An 18,875-nucleotide genomic window follows, 5' to 3' on the forward strand; every position below is an offset into this window, starting at 1 on the left:
TCGCCAATTGCGTACCTATAAGATAACCTTGCCCCCAGGCTTTTATTACTGTTAATCATTGTTCCGCTTACCCTGCAGCCGCCTTGCTGGCCTCGGCCAGACCGAGCATTTCCTGTGCGTGGTGCAAGGTTTTTTCGGTTATTTCCACACCGCCCAGCATTCGGGCCAGCTCCATGACCCGGCCTTCGGCGGTCAGTGACTCCACTTCAGTCATCGTTCGCCCGTCTTCAACCTTTTTACGGATAAGGTACTGGTGATCGGCCATGCAGGCCACCTGCGGCAGGTGGGTAATGGAGAACACCTGACAGGTGGACGAAAGCTTGTACAGCTTGTCTGCAATCGACTGGGCGGCCCGTCCGCTGACGCCGGTATCCACCTCATCGAAGATCAGAACAGGGATCGCGTCATGGCGGGCAAAAATGCTCTTCATCGCCAGCATAAGCCGCGACAGCTCGCCGCCGGAGGCGATTTTGCCGAGCGGACGCAGCGGCTCACCGGGATTCGGGGAGATCATGAACTCCGCACTGTCGATTCCCTGCCGGGTCAGCCGGTAACGGCGGTCCTGATATTCAACGCCGCGCGGGTCCTCAAGAATGTCCATCTTGACTTGAAGCGAGGTCCGTTCCATCTGCAGGTCCTTCAGCTCACCCTCTACCTGAGTGGCCAGTTCAGCCGCACACTGCCGCCGGGCCTGGCTCAGCGCTTCTGCCGCTTGCATAAGAATGCTCAGCAGACCATCGCGTTTTACCGTCAGCTTCTCGATGTATTCATCCTTATTCTCCAGCAAATCCGTCTCATGGCTAATTTGTTCATAATAAGCAAGGATCTGCTCTACACTCTCGCCATATTTGCGCCGAAGCCCGGAAATCAGGTCCAGACGGTTCTCAATATCCTCCAGCCTGGCCGGGTTGAATTCAATCTCCTCACGGTAATCGCGAAGCTGAAATGCGGCATCCTCCAGCTGGTAATACGAGGACTGCAGCTGGTCGAGCACGCCTTTCAGACCTTTTTCGTCATATCGCACCGCATCCTCCAGCCGGGAAATTACATTGCCGATGGATTCCAGCCCCTGTCTGTCATAGAGCAGCTCGTATGCGCCGGATACGGAATCCATCATTTTCTCGCTGTGGGATAGTTTGACCCTTTCTTCGGCAAGTAATTCATCTTCGCCCGGTTTTAGTCCTGCAGAAGAAATTTCCTCTAGTTGGAAGCGGTATAAATCCAGCATTTGATAAGCCTTTTGGCTCGTTTCCTGCAGCTCGCGGAGTTCTTTTTCCACCTTGGCAAACGCGGTATATTTCTCTTGATAATCGGCCTTGAGCGGACCAATCACAGCTTCGCCGTAAGTATCCAGCAAGCCCAGGTGCCGCTCTGCCTTCAGCAGATTCTGATGTTCATGCTGGCCATGAATATTCACCAGCTGCTCGCCGATTTCCCGCAGCATGCTGAGATTGACCATTTGCCCGTTGACGCGGGACGTGCTTTTGCCCTGGGAGGTGATCTCACGGCGGATAATCAGATGCTCCTCCGGATCTGCCGTGATGCCAAGGCGCTCCAGTGTCTCCCATACCGGATGCGAAACGGGCAGACTGAAGAGCGCTTCCATCTCGGCTTTGTCCGTACCATAACGGATGGAATCTGCTGAGCCCCGGCCTCCGACTACCAGCCCAAGAGCATCAATAATAATTGATTTGCCTGCACCGGTTTCCCCTGTAAGCACATGAAAACCGGGATAAAAATGCACATCCACCGCTTCAACCACGGCAAGATTGCGGATCGACAACGTTTCTAACACGGATACAGCACCTCCGAAAAGATGATTGCTTAGGAATCTATGCTCTAGGATATATATCCCATAATTTGCGAAATGACGTCTTTGCTGTCTTCCGGCTGCCGGCAGATAATCAGGATCGTATCATCACCGGAAATGGTGCCCATAATCTGCGGCCAATCAATATTGTCGATCAGAGCAGCTACAGAGTTAGCAGTCCCCGGGAGACATTTCATGACCACAAGGTTGGCGGAGGAATCAATATGCACAAAATTGTCCACCAGCACACGCTTCAGCTTCTGGGTCGGATTGTAACGCTGATCTGTAGGAAGGGAATATTTATATCTGCCGTCGTCCATAGGGACTTTAATAAGTAAAAGCTCCTTAATATCCCGTGACACGGTGGCCTGGGTGACCTGAAAACCAGCCTCGCGCAGCGCCTCGACCAAATCATCCTGTGTCTCAATTTCCTGCTGTGTTATGATTTCACGTATCTTAATGTGTCTGTGACCTTTCATTGTTGCCTCCCAAATTTGTAAGTATACTTCTTAAGTAGATTCCCCGTCGTCCTTGCCCAGCCGGATCTCATGAATGGCAGACGTGACGGTGTTGACATACAGCACCCCGCTGCATTCCGGATAAATCAGCAAATAGGGCAGAAGTGTATCCCGGAGGCTGCTTCCGGTGAATTCCAGCGTTTTGCGGGGGCGGGAGAGGATCACCAAATAGAACGAGTCCTCTTCCTTGCTCGCGACATAATCGATGAACAGCCTGCTGTACATGGAAGACCCATCGACTGTAAAGGCCAACGGTATCTTCAGCTTGCCGCCGATCACCTCATAACCTGCCTCTTCCAGCAAATCGATGGAGGGGTGAGGCAAAATGACTGTATTGAGCGGCAGCTTGTCCTTGATGAACGAACGCGGGGAGTTTTGCAGCCATATGTAAATCCGGTAAATGACAAATATTGCGGCTGCCAGTCCAATTAACGCCATAACGGCCTTATCAGAGCTCGCCAATTCCATCACCTCGGTGAATAATTCGCGCGCAGCCCCGTGAAATCCTGCTTTTGCCGCCGAAATCCAGCCGAACCTGACAGTTACGAATGGCTTCTGGAGGAAGTTAAGGATAGACTAACTTATTCCTTGTGATTTTGCAAAAAAGGACGCAAACCCTCTATGATAACAGAATGAAACCGCTGCGCCGTCTCTCGCCGGACAGTCCAGCCGTCTTAAGAATCGAACTTGGTGTTATAGTGAACCCTTTGGCTCACAAGGTTGTCACCGGTCATCCTGGCACCATTCTTAAGTTCAGCATGCCCATGCAACGACTCCCCATGTCCTGCAGCAACTCCAAGTGGAAAAAGGGTAACTCACTTGCTCATGCGCGCAGTTCTCCGCAGGTCAAGGGAAAAAGGGTAACAGTTGGTTTGCACCCTAATCTCTGCTGGTTTAGTGGAAAAAGGGTAACTCAGTTGGCTTGCACCCTATTCTCTGAAGGTTAAGTGGAAAAAGAGTAACTAATCTGCTCGGATCCCCTGTTCTCCGCAGACAAGGCGGAAAAAGATACACTAATTCAGCTCATTTCGCCATTAGAAGTGGAAAATAACCCAATTAAGTTTTCTTTTTCCACTTAAATCCCATTATTTTGAATTTTCGGTAAAATAAGCTCCCTTTTTCCAATTAACAACCTGCAATGGAGCTCGTAAGCAGGCGTTCGTTGAAATATGGGCACCACACGGCCTCCAATGCTCTAACATCAGCATTTCTGCCGTTGTTTCCAGACAAAACGGCCTCCAATGCTCTAACAACAGCAATTCTGCCGTTGTTTCCAGACAAAACGGCCTCCAATGCTCTAACAACAGCAATTCTGCCGTTGTTTGCAGGCAAAGCGGCCTCCGACGCTCCAACAACAGCAATTCTGCCGTTGTTTGCAGGCAAAGCGGCCTCCGACGCTCCAACAACAGCAATTCTGCCGTTGTTTGCAGGCAAAGCGGCCTCCGACGCTCCAACAACAGCAATTCTGCCGTTGTTTGCAGGCAAAGCGGCCTCCGACGCTCCAACAACAGCAATTCTGCCGTTGTTTCCAGACCAAACGGCCTCCAATGCTCTAACAGCAGCAATTCTGCCGTTGTTTGCAGGCAAAGCGGCCTCCGACGCTCCAACAACAGCAATTCTGCCGTTGTTTGCAGGCAAAGCGGCCTCCGACGCTCCAACATCAGCAATTCTGCCGTTGTTTGCAGGCAAAGCGGCCTCCGACGCTCCAACAACAGCAATTCTGCCGTTGTTTGCAGGCAAAGCGGCCTCCGATGCTCTAACAACAGCAATTCTGCCGTTGTTTGCAGGCAAAGCGGCCTCCGACGCTCCAACAACAGCAATTCTGCCGTTGTTTCCAGACAAAACGGCCTCCAATGCTCTAACAACAGCAATTCTGCCGTTGTTTGCAGGCAAAGCGGCCTCCGACGCTCCAACAACAGCAATTCTGCCGTTGTTTGCAGGCAAAGCGGCCTCCGACGCTCCAACAACAGCAATTCTGCCGTTGTTTCCAGACCAAACGGGCTTCAATGCTCTAACAGCAGCAATTCTGCCGTTGTTTGCAGGCAAAGCGGCCTCCGACGCTCCAACAACAGCAATTCTGCCGTTGTTTGCAGGCAAAGCGGCCTCCGACGCTCCAACATCAGCAATTCTGCCGTTGTTTGCAGGCAAAGCGGCCTCCGACGCTCCAACAACAGCAATTCTGCCGTTGTTTCCAGACCAAACGGCCTCCGACGCTCCAACAACAGCAATTCTGCCGTTGTTTCCAGACCAAACGGCCTCCAATGCTCTAACAACAGCAATTCTGCCGTTGTTTGCAGGCAAAGCGGCCTCCGACGCTCCAACATCAGCAATTCTGCCGTTGTTTGCAGGCAAAGCGGCCTCCGACGCTCCAACAACAGCAATTCTGCCGTTGTTTGCAGGCAAAGCGGCCTCCGACGCTCCAACAACAGCAATTCTGCCGTTGTTTCCAGACCAAACGGCCTCCGACGCTCCAACAACAGCAATTCTGCCGTTGTTTCCAGACAAAACGGCCTCCAATGCTCTAACAACAGCAATTCTGCCGTTGTTTGCAGGCAAAGCGGCCTCCGACGCTCCAACAACAGCAATTCTGCCGTTGTTTGCAGGCAAAGCGGCCTCCGACGCTCCAACAACAGCAATTCTGCCGTTGTTTCCAGACCAAACGGCCTCCGACGCTCCAACAACAGCAATTCTGCCGTTGTTTCCAGACCAAACGGCCTCTGCACGCTTGCCTGCATTGCGCATGGTTAGAACATCCATTGTTGCCTGTGCGATTTCACGCTGGTTCATTCTGTCGGACTCGATAAGCGCCCTTCACGTCGCTCTGCTGCTTATGCGGACAGGAAAGACGTTATTCAGGAAGGATTTGTCCATTCCGCAGGACAAACCGGACTGAAGCTCCCTATTTGTCCTTTCCCCCTTATTCCAGGCTGGAAACAAACGAGATAACGGCTCCAAGTTTGAATTCGTCAGGAATGCAAGCGCCTTTTCGCAAAATGATTGCTTCTCTGTCCGCTTCAGTCTGCTGGTGAAGCCAATGCTCCTGCACCGCCTATATCAGCCTATATCAGTTCAAACTTCTAAATTGCCCACTAAGATAACAGAAAAAGTGTACTTGCACATCACAGAATCGAGAAGAAAAGAGCACGTCGAAAAGTTAGACAACCTAATGGATGGATTACTATAATGCTATTTGTGGGAAGCGTTTGGGAAGGCACCCAGTAATACCGCTACCTATAAGCAAAAGAAACTCATCGCTTCGATGAGTTTCCAGGGTTACTGACTTTAAAGGTCGCTGCCGCTTCCTTAATCACGGTATCGGCGAGCGCCGCGAAATCTTCGGCCTTAGGCGGTTCAGGCTGGGATGCGCCGGTCTCCGCAGCTTCAGGAAGCAGCTTCCAGTGCGCCAAAAACTCGATGTTCCCTTCACCCCCGGTAATCGGGGAGAAGGTTAAGCCTTCCAGCCGGTAGCCCAGCCCGGAAGCCATGCCAAGCACACTCACCAGCACCTCTTTGTGGACAGCAGGTTCACGGACCACACCGGACTTTCCCACCTTTTCCCGCCCAGCTTCGAACTGCGGTTTGATCAGTGCAGCGATATCGGCGGGACGTTCAAGCAGGGCGATAAGCGGCGGCAGAATAATCTTCAATGATATAAAAGACACATCAATGCTGGCAAAGTCGGGAACCGGCCCCTGCAAGTCCGGCGGGGTCATATAACGGAAATTCGTCTGCTCCATCACGCTTACCCGCTCATCCTTGCGCAGTCTCCAGTCCAGCTGGTTGTAGCCGACATCAATCGCGTAGACATGGCTTGCTCCGTTCTGGAGGGCGCAATCGGTGAAGCCTCCTGTAGAAGAGCCTATATCCAGCATCACGCGCCCGTTCAGATCAATGCCGAACTGCCGCAGCGCCTTCTCCAGCTTCAGGCCGCCCCGGCTGACATAAGGGTGCACAGCGCCTTTTACCCTCAAAACCGCGCTGCGCGGCACCTTCATGCCTGCCTTCTCGATCCGTTCCTCATCCGCAAGCACCAGCCCGGCCATAATGGCCGCCTTGGCCTTCTCGCGGCTCTCAAAAAATCCTTGTTCCACTAACAGTACATCGATCCGTTCCTTAGGGTGTTCCATGGTCATCTCCCGATTGTTCTTAGGGTTACCGCTCCGACTATCCTGTTCAGGAGGTTGAAGTCGTCTTGTAGGCAAAAGCGCTCGATGCCTTCATCGCTTTGACGCGGCTGATTACCGCTTCAACGGTCAGTCCGGTTTGCTGGCGCTGCTCTTTGATCGAGCCATGCTCCACAAAGATATCCGGCACGCCCATCAAATGGACCCTGGCGTCATAAATTTCATGCTCCGCATAATATTCAAGCACTGCGCTGCCCAAACTTCCGGCCTCACAGGCTTCCTCCAGCACAATCATCCCTGTTCCCGCATGGGCCAGGTCCAGCAGCATGGAGCTGTCCAGCGGCTTCAGGAACCGGGCGTTGACAACCCCTACCTGAATGCCTTCACGCTTCAGCAGCTCCGCCGCTTCTTCAGCCACCTGAACCATCGGCCCGCAGGCCAGCACAGCGTAATCATCGCCTGAACGCAGCCGCTCCCAGGAGCCGATAGGCAGGGATTTCAGCTCGGCGTCCAGTGCCACGCCAGTGCCGTCAATGCGCGGATACCGGTAGGCAATCGGCCCGTCATTATATTCAAGCGCCGTCTTCATCATGTGGCGCAGCTCATTCTCATCCTTCGGCATCATCATTACCATATTCGGGATGTGGCGCATAAAAGCAATATCGTATACCCCTTGATGCGTTTCACCGTCAGCACCCACAAAGCCTGCACGGTCTATGGCGAACATGACATTAGCATTATGGCGGCAAATATCATGCACAATCTGATCGTATGCCCGCTGCATAAAGGTGGAGTAGACGGCATAGACCGGCTTCATTCCCTCCATGGCCAGCGCTGCGCAGAGCGTTGCCGCATGCTGCTCAGCAATGCCGACATCGATCATCCGGTCGGGAAACTCCTTAGCGAACGGGAACAAGCCTGATCCGCCGGGCATTGCCGGTGTAACGGCGATCAGCCGTTTGTCCTCACGGCCCAGCTCAATCAGCGTCTCGCCGAACACTTCGGTGTACATCGGATTGCCGACAGCCTTCAGAGACTGGCCGGACTCAATTTTGTAGGGTGAAATGGCATGTGACTTATAGAAATCGGTTTCAGCCGGTTTATACCCTTTGCCTTTGGTAGTCAGAACATGCACAAATACAGGTCCGGACACATTATCCGCCTGATGGAAGGTATCGATCAGCTTCTCTACGTCATGGCCGTCAACCGGGCCAAGGTAAGTAAAGCCAAGCTCTTCGAACAGCACACCGGGCACCATCATATATTTGAGGCTGTCCTTTACATTCTGTGCTGTCTTGGCGAGTCTTCCGCCGATGGCCGGAATCTTCTTGAGCAGCCCCTCCACTTCATCCTTGGCGCGCAGATAATGGCGGTCCGAGCGGATTTTGCTCAGATAATTATGCATTGCCCCTACGTTCGGAGCGATGGACATTTCGTTATCATTGAGGATAACCATCAGCTTGCGGCGTTCATGGCCGATATGGTTAAGCGCTTCAAACGCCATCCCGCCGGTAAGCGCTCCGTCCCCGATTACAGCGATAACCTTGTTGTCTTCGCCTTTGAGATCACGGGCCACCGCCATTCCCATGGCCGCAGACAGGGAGGTGCTGCTGTGTCCGGCTTCCCAGACATCATGCTCGCTCTCCGCACGTTTCACAAAACCGCACAACCCGTCCTTCTTGCGCAGTGTGTCAAAACGGTCCTGGCGGCCGGTAAGGATTTTGTGGACATATGCCTGATGCCCTACGTCGTATATCATTTTGTCCCGGGGACTGTCATAACAGTAGTGCAGGGCCAGCGTGAGCTCCACTACCCCCAGATTGGAGCCGAGGTGCCCGCCGGTAACCGTAAGCTTTTCGATCAGAAACCGGCGGATCTCCTCCGCAAGGGTAGCCAGCTCCTCGACTGACAAAGCTTTAAGTTGCTGAGGATCATTTATTTGTGGAAGCAGCACGAGTATTCCCCGCTTTCCTAGATGTTGTAAAATATATATAAACCCCATTATAACACAAACGAAACGGCTGTCGAAACACAGCCGCTCCAGAATTTGCTCTAATGATCTCGCTTCATCAGGTAGTCCGCAATGTCTAACAAACGCGTATTGTCCTGAAAACCGCCTTCAAGGACAGCGCTGCGGGCAGCTTCCGTCAGCCGCTTCACCTCATCGCGGGAGGCGTCCAGCCCGATAAAATACGGGTAAGTGACCTTTTGCTGCTTGAGGTCGCTGCCTGTTTTTTTGCCGAGCTTGCCTTCGTCCCCGACCAGATCCAGGATATCATCCTGAATCTGAAAGGCCAGGCCGATATGCGTACCGAAATCGCGCAGCGCCTCCAGCTGCCTGCTGTCCGCCCCGGCAATACGTCCCCCGGCCACCAGGGAGAAAATAATCAGATCCCCCGTCTTGTGGCGGTGGATGTATTGAAGCTGCTCCAGATTGGTAAGTCCCTGCTCGCCTTCCATATCGGCGATCTGCCCGCCGACCATCCCTCTCGGGCCTGCCATTTCCGCCAGGTCCTCCACCACGGAGAGCGCGTGTTCTGCGGGCACGCCATGCTTCCGCGAAGCCTGAACAACACTGTAGAACGCATGGGTGAGCAGCGCATCTCCGGCCAGTATGGCCGTAGCCTCGCCGTATACCTTGTGATTGGTAAGTTTGCCGCGCCGGTAATCATCATTATCCATAGCGGGCAGATCATCGTGGATCAGCGAGTAGGTATGTACCATTTCAATGGCAGCCGCTACCGGCAGCGCCGCCTGGCGGCTGCCGCCCAGCGCTTCGCAGGCGGCGATGACCAGCAGCGGGCGCAGACGTTTGCCGCCCGCCTGCAGCGAGTAGTTCATCGCGTCCTTAAGGTTGCCGGGAACGCTCCAATCTCCGGGCAAGGCCGCCTCCAGCTCACTCATGACCAGGCTGCTGATCTCCGCTATATATTCGTTCAGCGGCTGACGCAAAGATGTCCCGGCAGGCTCCGTTTCCTGCTTCGGATCAAACGGGCTCATCACTGTCACCTTCCAGCCGGGCACCGAACGGTTTCTTGCGCAGCTCGCCGTCCATCTCGGTGATCATTTCGATTTTGCGTTCTACCTGTTCCAGCTTGCTCCCGCACAGCTGGGAGAGCTTCATGCCCTGCTGAAACAAATCGATTGCCTTCTCCAGGGGAACGTCGCCGTGCTCCAGCTCCCGCACGATTTCTTCCAGCCGCTCCATAGCTCCTTCAAAATCCAATTCCAATTCAGCTTCCTTCGCCATTCGTTATGCCATCCTCCTTCATTCCCCACACCTGGCAGCTTAGCTGTCCGTCATTCAGCTTGATGTTGACCACATCGCCGAGTTCTACTTCCTTCAGCGATTTGATTAAATGCTCTTCCTTCTCATCGTAGACGAGGCTGTAGCCCCGCGACATGACCTTAAGCGGGCTGAGCGCATCGAGATGGCGCAGCTCGGCGGCGAAGCGCGAGCGCTTCTCCTGCAGGCGCACCTGCATGGCACCCGCGAGTTCGCGGGTGATGCTCTCGGTGCGCCGCCGCGCAGCGCTGACACTCGCCTGCGGGTGGAAGCGCTGCAGGCTGTGGTGCAGCACGGCCCGCTGCTCCCGCGCGCGGCCGTGCCGGTCCCTCGCTGCGCGGAGCAGCCCGGCGCGCAGCATGTCCAGCCGCTGCGTGTGCTGGGCCAGCTGGCGGCGCGGGCCGACCAGCGCCAGCGAGCGCTGCAGCGAGGCCAGGCGCTCGCCCCCGCGCTGCGAGCGGCGCAGCAGCCCTTGGTGCAGGCGCTGCTGCGCCGTGCGGAGCTGCGCCGCCAGCTCGGCGGCGTGCGGCACGGCCAGCTCGGCCGCCGCCGTCGGGGTCGCCGCCCGAAGATCGGCGGCGAAGTCGGCGATCGTGAAGTCGGTCTCGTGGCCCACGGCCGAGATGACCGGGATTCCGGAGGCCGCGATCGCCCGGGCGACGGCCTCCTCGTTGAAGGCCCACAGCTCCTCCAGGGAGCCGCCTCCGCGGCCGACGATAAGCACATCGGCTTCGCCCATCGCGTTCAGATTCTCAATGGCCTTCACAATGGACGGCCCTGCACCTTTGCCTTGCACCAGGACAGGATACAGCACCACCGCCACCTGCGGAAACCGCCGCTGCAGCGTGATGATAATATCACGCACCGCCGCGCCGGTCGGGGAGGTGACGACCCCGATGCAGCGCGGGAACCGCGGAAGCGGCCGCTTGCGCGCCGCCGCGAACAGCCCTTCCAGCTCCAGCTTGTTCTTCAGCTGTTCATACGCCAGGTACAGGCTGCCTATTCCGTCAGGCTGCATATGCGTAGCATAGAACTGGTACTGCCCGTCCCGTTCGTAGACGGTCACATTGCCTCTGGCGATGACCTTCGTGCCTTCCTTCGGAACAAAAGGCAGCCGCTGGTTATGCGAGGCGAACATGATCGACTTGATCCGGCTGCTCTCATCCTTCAGCGTAAAATACATATGACCGCTGCCATGGTGGGTGAAATTGGAGATTTCCCCGCGAACCCATACATCGGAGAGTACCACATCCGAATCCAGCTTCATGCGGATATAACGGTTAAGCTCCTTTATCGAGTAGACCTGCCGTTCTGCCGCCATGAACGCTGCCTATTCCTTTTCCAGGCCGCGGCGGCGTTTGGCGGCAATCAGCGTGTTGCCCATCAGCATGGTAATAGTCATCGGTCCGACGCCACCCGGTACAGGGGTGATATATCCGGCAACTTCCTTCGCGCTTTCATAATCCACGTCCCCGGCCAGCTTGCCGTTATCGAGGCGGTTCATTCCGACATCGATCACCACCGCGCCCGGCTTCACAAAAGAGCCGTCAATAAAGTTGGCCCGGCCAATCGCCACCACCAGAATATCCGCCTGGCGGCTAAGCTCGGCGATATTTGCGGTCCGTGAATGACACATAGTCACTGTTGCGTTTTCGCGCTGGAGCAGCAGAGATACCGGTTTGCCGACAATGTTGCTGCGTCCGATAACGACTGCGTGCTTGCCGGACATACCGGTACCTGTGCGTTTGATCAGCTCGATGACACCTGCAGGCGTGCAGGGCAGTAGACTGTCATCCCCGATGACCAGGTTCCCCACATTGATCGGATGGAAGCCGTCCACATCTTTTTCTACAGCAATGGCATTAATTACAGCCTTCTCGTCAATGTGCTTCGGAAGCGGTAGCTGAACCAGGATTCCATCAATTTCATCCCGGCGGTTCAGTTCGGCCACGAGCGCCAGCAAATCCTCCTGGCTAGTTGCAGCATCCAGTCTGTGCACTTCGGAATGGAACCCGAGCTCAGTACTGGATTTCTCTTTGTTGCGCACATAGACCTGAGAAGCCGGATCTTCACCGACCAGCACAACAGCAAGCCCAGGCTTTACACCCCGTTCGGCCAGTTGGGCAACTTCCCGGGCAATGTCGATACGAATTTCGTCAGATACTTGTTTACCGCTGATGATTGCTGCTGTCATGTCATTGTCTCCCCTTTGATCTGCTTTGAAAGTTGGACTAAAGATGGTACTTCATATCTTGGTCATGCATAAACACATACTTCGGCTGCTCTGTTACTGTTCTGTCTTAAGCGTATCAAGCTCCTGAATCATCTTGCCAAGCACACCGTTGACGAACTTGCCGGAATCATCGGTACCAAAATGTTTGGCCAGGTCGATGGCTTCATTGACGGCAACCTTGGCCGGCACATCATCCGCAAAGACCATCTCGAAGGTGGCAAGACGGAGAATCTGGCGGTCCACCCGTGAGAGGCGGCTCATCTGCCAGCCCTTCAGGTAATGCTCCAGCATATCGTCAATCGCCGTCTTATGCTCCCACACGCCGTTGACATGTGCCACTACATAAGCCTTCAACTCGATTTCGTCTGTAATCACATGCTCGGATTCATTCTCATCTGCCGCTTCGGCAATGAGCATCTCCACCGCATCCGCGCTTTCCACATCATTCATTTCCATCTGATACAGGCTTTGGACAATAATTTCTCTTGCTAAACGTCTTTTCATATATTTCCTCCTACAATCTTATCTCGCATACTTTATCAGGTGTATCATTGTTTCCTAGGATCAGGCAAAAGCCGCTAATTGTATTTCATGCAATTATTTTCAGCTTAAAGGAGCAAGTTCTATCCCTAATTGTATTCCGTACATTTAAAAATCTTAATTGCACAAACTGCAGCTACAACACATTCGCTCCGTAATACAAGCTGTATTACCGGACTCCGCACTGCACTTAACGAAATATTTGCCCAGCAAAGCTGGCGTTCTATCGCATTTTGGCAGCGTAGAGAACCGGCAATTCAGGTTTGTACACTCAAAAGCGAAAGTTTCAGAAACCCGTACAATATAGCGGACAGCAGCAAAAAACCGCGCAGCCCTTCTCCAGGCATTAGGAAACTCATAAGTATGGGTTCCAGGCTCCGGGAGAAAAGCTATCGCGGTTCATTTGAAGGGACGCCAGCGCCCGGACAGCCGCTGGACCAGCTCCTGCCACTGGAACAGCGGCGGCTGGGCGGTATCCTTTCTTTGGCCAAGCGTATATCCTATGAACACAACCAGTGCAAAGAACAGCATATCCCAAAAACCGCTAATCAGATAAATCAACCCGAGAACGACACCGAAGGTGACTCCGGCAATCCTACCTCCGTGACTTTCCCATATTGCTTTCCAGAACATAAGGGAAACTCACCTCTATTCCACTCGACTTTTGAAGCTTGGAGACTGTGTGAGGTTAGCAATGTATACAGAGACGTCCGCTACAGGAATTCCGGTCGTTTCCTGCACAAATTCATGCACCTGGCGCTGAACCTCGGTCGTCAGCAGCGGCAGGGAATGCTCCCCGTCGACAACGGCCCGGATCATAATCTCAAGACCTGCCTGGGAGACGCGGATACGCGACTTGAGATCCCGGATGCCTTTGACTTTGCCGGCAGCCTTCAGGCTCAGATTCTCAATCGTTTCCATGGAGATTTGAATGTCTCCATATTCTGTTCGCTGATCGACCGAAGGCAGGGAAGCTCGGTCACGGCGCAGCGAAATGTAGAAGAAACGGATGCTGAGCAGGAACAGGATAACGGCCACAGCAATCGCAGCTATATACGCCTCTGGTCTGTCCAGCGCTTCATAGGAGTCCGGAATGGCACCGCTTAACAGGAGGATGGCAATTACAGATAATATTCCGATGCATAAGCTGTAGAGGAACAGCAAAAGCCTGTCCAAAATTTTGGCCACGAGTCTCATAACCTCCTTAAATTAGAGTAAACCCTCGACGGTGCTGTCGGGGGTTTATGGATGAACTGCTCGCTTTATTTCACGCGGAGAACCGCATCCGTCTCTTCGGTCTTCTCTACAGTATTGTTGCTGCGGAACTGCACATCATGGATATGCACGTTCACTTCAACAACAGTCAAGCCCGTCATCGTTTCGATCGAACGCTTCACGTTGCGCTGAATTTCAGCCGCCACTTCCGGGAGACGGTTGCCGTATTCGATGATCACAGACACATCCACCGCTGCCTCGCGTTGTCCAACCTCTACCTTTACGCCTTTGGACAGGTTCTTGCGGCCAAGAAGCTCAACGATGCCGCCGGCGAATCCGCCGCTCATTCCTGCCACGCCCTTAACTTCCACGGTTGCCAAACCTGCGATAACCTCAATCACCTCTGGAGCGATCTGGATTTCACCGATTTCCGTACGTTCATATTCTGTCGGCAATGTACTCATTGTGGTCCTCACACCTTTCAAAGAAAAAGTTGTTCAATAATTCAAGCGCAAAGCACGTCTCTTATTAAACATACTATATCATTTGGCGAACTTTATGACAAACAAAGCAAAGTCGTCCTAAATTTCATACTCTTCCAGGAATTTAATGTCAAAATTGCCATTTAAAAACACCGGATGCTCCAGCAATTTCTGGTGGAATGAAATCGTGGTATGTATGCCTTCCACAGCAAATTCGGAGAGCGCCCGCTTCATTTTGGCGATAGCTTCCTGGCGGGTAGGAGCCCATACAATCAGCTTGGCAATCATGGAGTCATAAAAAGGAGAGATCGTGTATCCCGGATATGCCGCGCTGTCCACCCGCACCCCGAGTCCTCCCGGCGGCAGATAAAAGCCGATTTTGCCCGGTGAAGGCATGAAATTCCGCTCCGGATCTTCCGCATTGATGCGGCATTCAATCGACCAGCCATTGATCGTGATGTCTTCCTGGGTAAACGACAACGGATTGCCTTCCGCCACGGAAATCATTTCTTTGATCAGATCAACGCCGGTGACCATCTCTGTTACCGGATGCTCGACCTGAATCCGGGTATTCATTTCCATAAAATAAAATTGACCGTCCGGTCCAAGCAAAAATTCAAGCGTCCCTGCGCCAGAGTAATTCACAGCCTGCGCGGCACGAACGGCAGCTTGGCCCATCGCTTCGCGGATCTCCGGGGTCAGCACGGAGCAGGGTGCTTCTTCAATGAGCTTCTGGCGGCGGCGCTGCACGGAGCAGTCCCGTTCTCCCAGATGAACCACATTGCCGTGATTGTCAGCAATAATCTGTATCTCCACATGCTTCATGCCGGTCAGGAATTTCTCCAGGTATACCCCGGCATTGCCGAAGGCTTTTTGCGCCTCCTGCTGCGCAGCGGTAATCTGCTTCACCAGGGATTCCTCATCCTCGGCAATGCGGATTCCCTTGCCTCCGCCGCCTGCTGTAGCCTTGACGATTATCGGGTAGCCGATATCTCGGCCCAGCATGACAGCCTCCTCCACATCGCCTACAAGCCCGTCAGAGCCTGGAATGATCGGGACCCCAGCCAGCTTCATCGTTTCCTTCGCCACAGCCTTGTCGCCCATTCGGGTGATGGCATCCGGCGACGGTCCGATAAAGGTAATGTTGCAGGATTCGCAGATCTCCGCGAAATCTGCATTCTCAGCCAGAAATCCGTAGCCGGGATGCACGGCATCGCATTCGGTCAATGTAGCAACGCTCATAATATTAGTAAAGTTCAGATAGCTGTCCTTGGACGGCATCGGGCCGATGCAATACGCTTCATCAGCCAGCCGGACATGCAGTGAATCCCGGTCAGGCTCTGAGTATACCGCAACGGTGGATATGCCCAGTTCACGGCAGGCTCTGATAATGCGGACTGCAATTTCGCCGCGGTTGGCAATCAACACTTTTTGAATGTTCATGCGTTTCCTCCCAAAGTTTTACGAAGCTTGCTAGCTCCTCATCTCATGATTCTCGCGGCTGTTATTCCGGTTTCACCAGAAACAGCGGCTGGCCGTACTCCACCAGCTGGCCATTCTCTGCAAGTACGGAGACGATTTCGCCTCTCACTTCCGCTTCCAGCTCATTCATCAGCTTCATCGCTTCAATGATGCAGACTGTTGATTTTTCGCTGACCCGGTCCCCTACATTGACAAAGGAAGGGGTTTCCGGAGAAGCGGCACTATAGAAGGTCCCAACCATGGGAGAAACAATTTTATGCAATGCGCCTTCATTGGACGCCGGCTGCTGCGAGGCTGCCGGAATTTCGGTAACAACCACCGGTGCAGCATGCTGCTGCGGGGTTTGCGGCTGCGGGGCTGGCGTAAAGGGATAGGCATAAGGAGTCGCCTGAATTGCCATACCGTCAGCCTCGGCGCGATCCGGTTTGCGGATAGCCAGCTTCATTCCTTCGCTTTCAATCTCCAGTTCATGTACGGAGGAGGTTTGGTCCAGCAATTTAATCAATTCCTTAATCTCGCTTAACTTGAACATTTAATAGTTCACTCCTTCAGCTTTCTCTCGAAGCCACAAGCAAAAAAGGCTTCTCCGTTCTTCTCAGGAAGCGTATTCCAAGATAACTTTATGTATTATATCATAAACGCTAGAAATGGAAAGAGCCCGGGACAACCCGAGCTCTTTCGTCATTTTCTGCTATTTTTCTCTTATCGCAGATATTACTGCTCGGAAACATATTGAACTCTGATCTTATCCTGAGTCACGCTGAGTTCCTTCATGACGAGGTCCACAATGCCAACCGCCTGCTTCACATCCAGCTTGTCGCTGAGGACAACAACGGTATAGTTTTCGCCGGCTTCCTCTTTCACAATCGCTTCACCGTACTTTTGCTGCAGCTGTTCTTCGATGCCTGTGATTTTCGATTCCTTCTCCTCCAGCTTGCTCAGCTGCTCTTTGGCTACTGCATTCTCGGCAGGAGTCTTATCCATATCATTGATTAATGCGAGCAGATCGTTCTGGTCTTTCAGGTTCTTCTGCTCACGTTCATAAAGATAGTTGGTGAACAGGCTGCTGGCCGATACACTCTGTGACGCGACTTCATCCAGAATGGCAGCATCGTCTTTGGCCGGAGTTTTCTCTGTGATGGCTGCTGCAGTGTCTTTGTCTGCCTTCGTGTCGTCTTTGGCCGCTTTGGACGCATCAGCAGTTTGGTCTGCATCGCTGCCGGTTTCTGCTGTAACCTTATTGGCTGCGGCATCGCCGGTACCAGCGGCGGAGCTGTCTTCGCTTGTACCTGCAGCGGCAGTCTTGTCTTCTGTTTCCGCTTTTTTATCGTCCGTTCCTGCCTTGCCCTTGTCGCTGTCTGCTGTAACGGCAGCTGCACTGCTGTCCTCATTCACAGCGGCTTTGCCGGAGTCCGCAGCAATGTCTTGTGTAGAGACTTCGTTAATGACAAGTCCGCTGTCCAGAGCGGGGGATTGTGCCCCGTCAGCTCCGCTTTTTATATTGTCCACCTGAACACTGCCCGCTGTTTCCTTAGGAATAGACGCTCCCGAGTCTTCAGTAAATAAATAGTAAGCGGAAAGGACCACCATCAAGCTGAGCATGGAAACCAACCAAATCGTTTGTCTTTTGCCCTTCATTTTTAATTCCTCCTAAAGTTTTATTACATACCCTTCTTAAAAAAAAGAATCTGAGTCTGCTATTCCTGCTTGCGCGGAACCACGGAAATGCGGTAACCCGGCACGTTCAAGCCTTTTTCGATCGCTTCTTCAATGAGCCCCCGGACGATTTTGTTCTCCGCCCCTTTGGCGACAACCAGCACCCCGCGCACCTGCGGTTTGATCCGCTTGGTTATGATCGGGGTTTCATCGCCCGACTGGCTGTAGGTAACGATTTCGCCATCCCTTGTGTACTGTGTGGTATGACGCTTGCCGCCGCTGGCATCGGTTTCTTCGCTCTGCTGCTGGGAGTCGTTCATATTGCGCTGCACAACGATTTCCTCTGTAGAATCCACTGTGACCATGATATCCACCGTGCCGACACCGACGATTTTCTCCAGAATCTCTTTGGTCCGGTCTTCCAGTGCCTGCTCAATGCCGTCAAAAGAATTCGGGGCAGCCTCATTTCCCTGCTGCAGGGCTGCCTGCGAGCTTTCCGCCTGAGGCGGCTCACGCCCCGTATTCTCGCTGTCCAGCTTCTTCACATTCACAAAGGAGTTGAACAGCATGATCGCTGCGCCGAGCAGCCCGAGTATGATCAGCCAGCGGAAGGTATGACTCCGCTTCGGGCTGCCCGAACCTCCGCCCCCGGCCCATTGCTCCAGCTTTTTCAGCCAGTTGCCCATCTCTTATCCCTCCCGCTGTTTTGAATTCCACTTCTGGATTTCTATAATTTCTCTGCTCCGGCACCGCTAGTCTGTACCTGAATGACCTCCCGGCTCAGATTCCAGTTCTGCTCCAGCAGCCTGATGACCGATTCCACAACCTCTTTATCTGCCCCTTTTCCCGCATCGGACCTGCTGCCATCGGGTGTTCCGGGCGCAGCTGCCGCAGTTCCGGCTGCCGCAGCCTCTTCCTGGCCGGTACCCAGGCTAACCTGCACCGGTTCCACAGGTGTAATTACAATCGGCTCCGAAGCCGTGCCGGCGGCTGTCCCCGCCGCCGGGTTGGCTCCGCTGCCTGCTCCTGCAGCCGGGGCAGCCGCCGGGAGGGCAACCGTCACCGAGGAAATCACAGGCACTGCCCCGTCCCCAGGACTCCCGGAGGCACTGCCCATGCCCAGCTTCACGGTAACCTTGGCTCCCTGCAGACCGGTGCTGCCGGCGATCTGGTCACGCATCTGTCCGGCCACCTCCCCGGCAGCGAGCTTCAGGCTCTGCTCCTGTGCCCCTGCGGCCAACATCCGGCCGTCTGCCAGAATCTTCTCCAGAGAGCCGGCCCCTTTTCCTGCTCCTGTGAGTACACTGCCATCCTGCTCCTGCTGATCCATGGCCAGGCTAAGCGCCCCGGTCGCATCACCCTTCAGCATGGACACGATCGGACTCAGCATGGTCAGCAGGACCAACAGGCTGAGCACCAGCCTGGCATACCGCTCCATGGATTTGCTCGGCAGGAGCATTTCCACAAAAGCGGCGAGCAGCACCACCAGAATGAGCTCCCGCAGCCAATCCCCCAACCAGGTCATCGCT

General features: G+C 54.0%; 19 protein-coding genes. 1 reads left to right on the forward strand and 18 read right to left on the reverse strand.

Annotation, left to right across the window (positions count from 1 at the left end; all coding sequences use genetic code 11):
- Positions 1-67: 67 nt before the first annotated feature.
- From recN to PGRAT_RS20715, 3 genes are read right to left on the reverse strand one after another with little or no spacing between them, the layout of a single operon-like run.
- Positions 68-1,795 carry a DNA repair protein RecN gene (recN, locus tag PGRAT_RS20705; RefSeq protein WP_025707365.1) on the reverse strand — a complete coding sequence of 576 codons (1,728 nt, stop codon included), beginning with the start codon at positions 1,793-1,795 and terminating at the stop codon, positions 68-70.
- A 44-nt stretch (positions 1,796-1,839) separates the two neighbouring features.
- On the reverse strand, positions 1,840-2,289 hold the full coding sequence (gene ahrC, locus PGRAT_RS20710) for a transcriptional regulator AhrC/ArgR (RefSeq protein WP_025707364.1): 450 nt from the start codon (positions 2,287-2,289) through the stop codon (positions 1,840-1,842).
- A 30-nt stretch (positions 2,290-2,319) separates the two neighbouring features.
- Positions 2,320-2,790, reverse strand: coding sequence for a hypothetical protein (locus tag PGRAT_RS20715; RefSeq protein ID WP_155990491.1), 471 nt, complete (start codon positions 2,788-2,790; stop codon positions 2,320-2,322).
- A gap of 700 nt (positions 2,791-3,490) precedes the next feature.
- On the opposite strand from PGRAT_RS20715, the gene PGRAT_RS33375 reads away from it, so the two are divergent.
- On the forward strand, positions 3,491-5,221 hold the full coding sequence (locus PGRAT_RS33375; protein WP_042267146.1) for a hypothetical protein: 1,731 nt from the start codon (positions 3,491-3,493) through the stop codon (positions 5,219-5,221).
- 355 nt (positions 5,222-5,576) lie between these two features.
- Here PGRAT_RS33375 and PGRAT_RS20725 read toward each other — a convergent pair whose 3' ends face one another.
- The 15 genes from PGRAT_RS20725 to spoIIIAF form a co-directional block, all read right to left on the reverse strand.
- Positions 5,577-6,455: a TlyA family RNA methyltransferase gene (locus PGRAT_RS20725; RefSeq protein WP_025708376.1), complete on the reverse strand. Its 879-nt coding sequence runs from the start codon at positions 6,453-6,455 to the stop codon at positions 5,577-5,579.
- 46 nt (positions 6,456-6,501) lie between these two features.
- The gene (gene dxs / locus PGRAT_RS20730) at positions 6,502-8,406 is read right to left on the reverse strand and encodes a 1-deoxy-D-xylulose-5-phosphate synthase (RefSeq protein ID WP_042267147.1); all 1,905 of its coding nucleotides are present in this window, start codon (positions 8,404-8,406) and stop codon (positions 6,502-6,504) included.
- 98 nt (positions 8,407-8,504) lie between these two features.
- The gene (locus PGRAT_RS20735) at positions 8,505-9,452 is read right to left on the reverse strand and encodes a farnesyl diphosphate synthase (protein WP_042267149.1); all 948 of its coding nucleotides are present in this window, start codon (positions 9,450-9,452) and stop codon (positions 8,505-8,507) included.
- Positions 9,439-9,702, reverse strand: coding sequence for an exodeoxyribonuclease VII small subunit (xseB, locus tag PGRAT_RS20740; RefSeq protein ID WP_025707476.1), 264 nt, complete (start codon positions 9,700-9,702; stop codon positions 9,439-9,441). The genes PGRAT_RS20735 and xseB overlap by 14 nt, the downstream gene beginning before the upstream one ends.
- A complete protein-coding gene (gene xseA / locus PGRAT_RS20745; protein ID WP_042267151.1) occupies positions 9,686-11,059 on the reverse strand; it encodes an exodeoxyribonuclease VII large subunit in 1,374 nt (457 codons plus the stop codon). The genes xseB and xseA overlap by 17 nt, the downstream gene beginning before the upstream one ends.
- 9 nt (positions 11,060-11,068) lie before the next feature.
- Positions 11,069-11,932 (reverse strand): bifunctional methylenetetrahydrofolate dehydrogenase/methenyltetrahydrofolate cyclohydrolase FolD, encoded by an 864-nt coding sequence (gene folD, locus PGRAT_RS20750; RefSeq protein WP_025707026.1) that lies wholly within the window; start codon positions 11,930-11,932, stop codon positions 11,069-11,071.
- Between the two features lie 93 nt (positions 11,933-12,025).
- Positions 12,026-12,475: a transcription antitermination factor NusB gene (gene nusB / locus PGRAT_RS20755; RefSeq protein ID WP_025707027.1), complete on the reverse strand. Its 450-nt coding sequence runs from the start codon at positions 12,473-12,475 to the stop codon at positions 12,026-12,028.
- A gap of 435 nt (positions 12,476-12,910) precedes the next feature.
- Positions 12,911-13,144: a DUF2273 domain-containing protein gene (locus tag PGRAT_RS20760; RefSeq protein ID WP_042267153.1), complete on the reverse strand. Its 234-nt coding sequence runs from the start codon at positions 13,142-13,144 to the stop codon at positions 12,911-12,913.
- Positions 13,145-13,159: 15 nt separating this feature from the next.
- Positions 13,160-13,699: an alkaline shock response membrane anchor protein AmaP gene (gene amaP, locus PGRAT_RS20765; RefSeq protein WP_020426559.1), complete on the reverse strand. Its 540-nt coding sequence runs from the start codon at positions 13,697-13,699 to the stop codon at positions 13,160-13,162.
- Positions 13,700-13,773: 74 nt separating this feature from the next.
- Complete coding sequence (locus PGRAT_RS20770; RefSeq protein WP_025707934.1) at positions 13,774-14,190, reverse strand: Asp23/Gls24 family envelope stress response protein; 417 nt, start codon at positions 14,188-14,190, stop codon at positions 13,774-13,776.
- A 117-nt stretch (positions 14,191-14,307) separates the two neighbouring features.
- On the reverse strand, positions 14,308-15,651 hold the full coding sequence (gene accC, locus PGRAT_RS20775) for an acetyl-CoA carboxylase biotin carboxylase subunit (RefSeq protein WP_025707935.1): 1,344 nt from the start codon (positions 15,649-15,651) through the stop codon (positions 14,308-14,310).
- A 61-nt stretch (positions 15,652-15,712) separates the two neighbouring features.
- On the reverse strand, positions 15,713-16,222 hold the full coding sequence (gene accB, locus PGRAT_RS20780) for an acetyl-CoA carboxylase biotin carboxyl carrier protein (RefSeq protein WP_025707936.1): 510 nt from the start codon (positions 16,220-16,222) through the stop codon (positions 15,713-15,715).
- Between the two features lie 182 nt (positions 16,223-16,404).
- Entirely contained in the window at positions 16,405-17,328 is a 924-nt protein-coding gene (locus tag PGRAT_RS20785) for a SpoIIIAH-like family protein (protein WP_025707937.1), read from the reverse strand.
- Positions 17,329-17,387: 59 nt separating this feature from the next.
- The gene (gene spoIIIAG, locus PGRAT_RS20790; protein WP_025707938.1) at positions 17,388-18,032 is read right to left on the reverse strand and encodes a stage III sporulation protein AG; all 645 of its coding nucleotides are present in this window, start codon (positions 18,030-18,032) and stop codon (positions 17,388-17,390) included.
- 41 nt (positions 18,033-18,073) lie between these two features.
- Positions 18,074-18,871, reverse strand: coding sequence for a stage III sporulation protein AF (spoIIIAF, locus tag PGRAT_RS31770; RefSeq protein ID WP_052415722.1), 798 nt, complete (start codon positions 18,869-18,871; stop codon positions 18,074-18,076).
- Positions 18,872-18,875 lie beyond the last annotated feature (4 nt).

The sequence above is a fragment of the Paenibacillus graminis genome, from assembly GCF_000758705.1.
Lineage (GTDB): Bacteria > Bacillota > Bacilli > Paenibacillales > Paenibacillaceae > Paenibacillus_AQ > Paenibacillus_AQ graminis.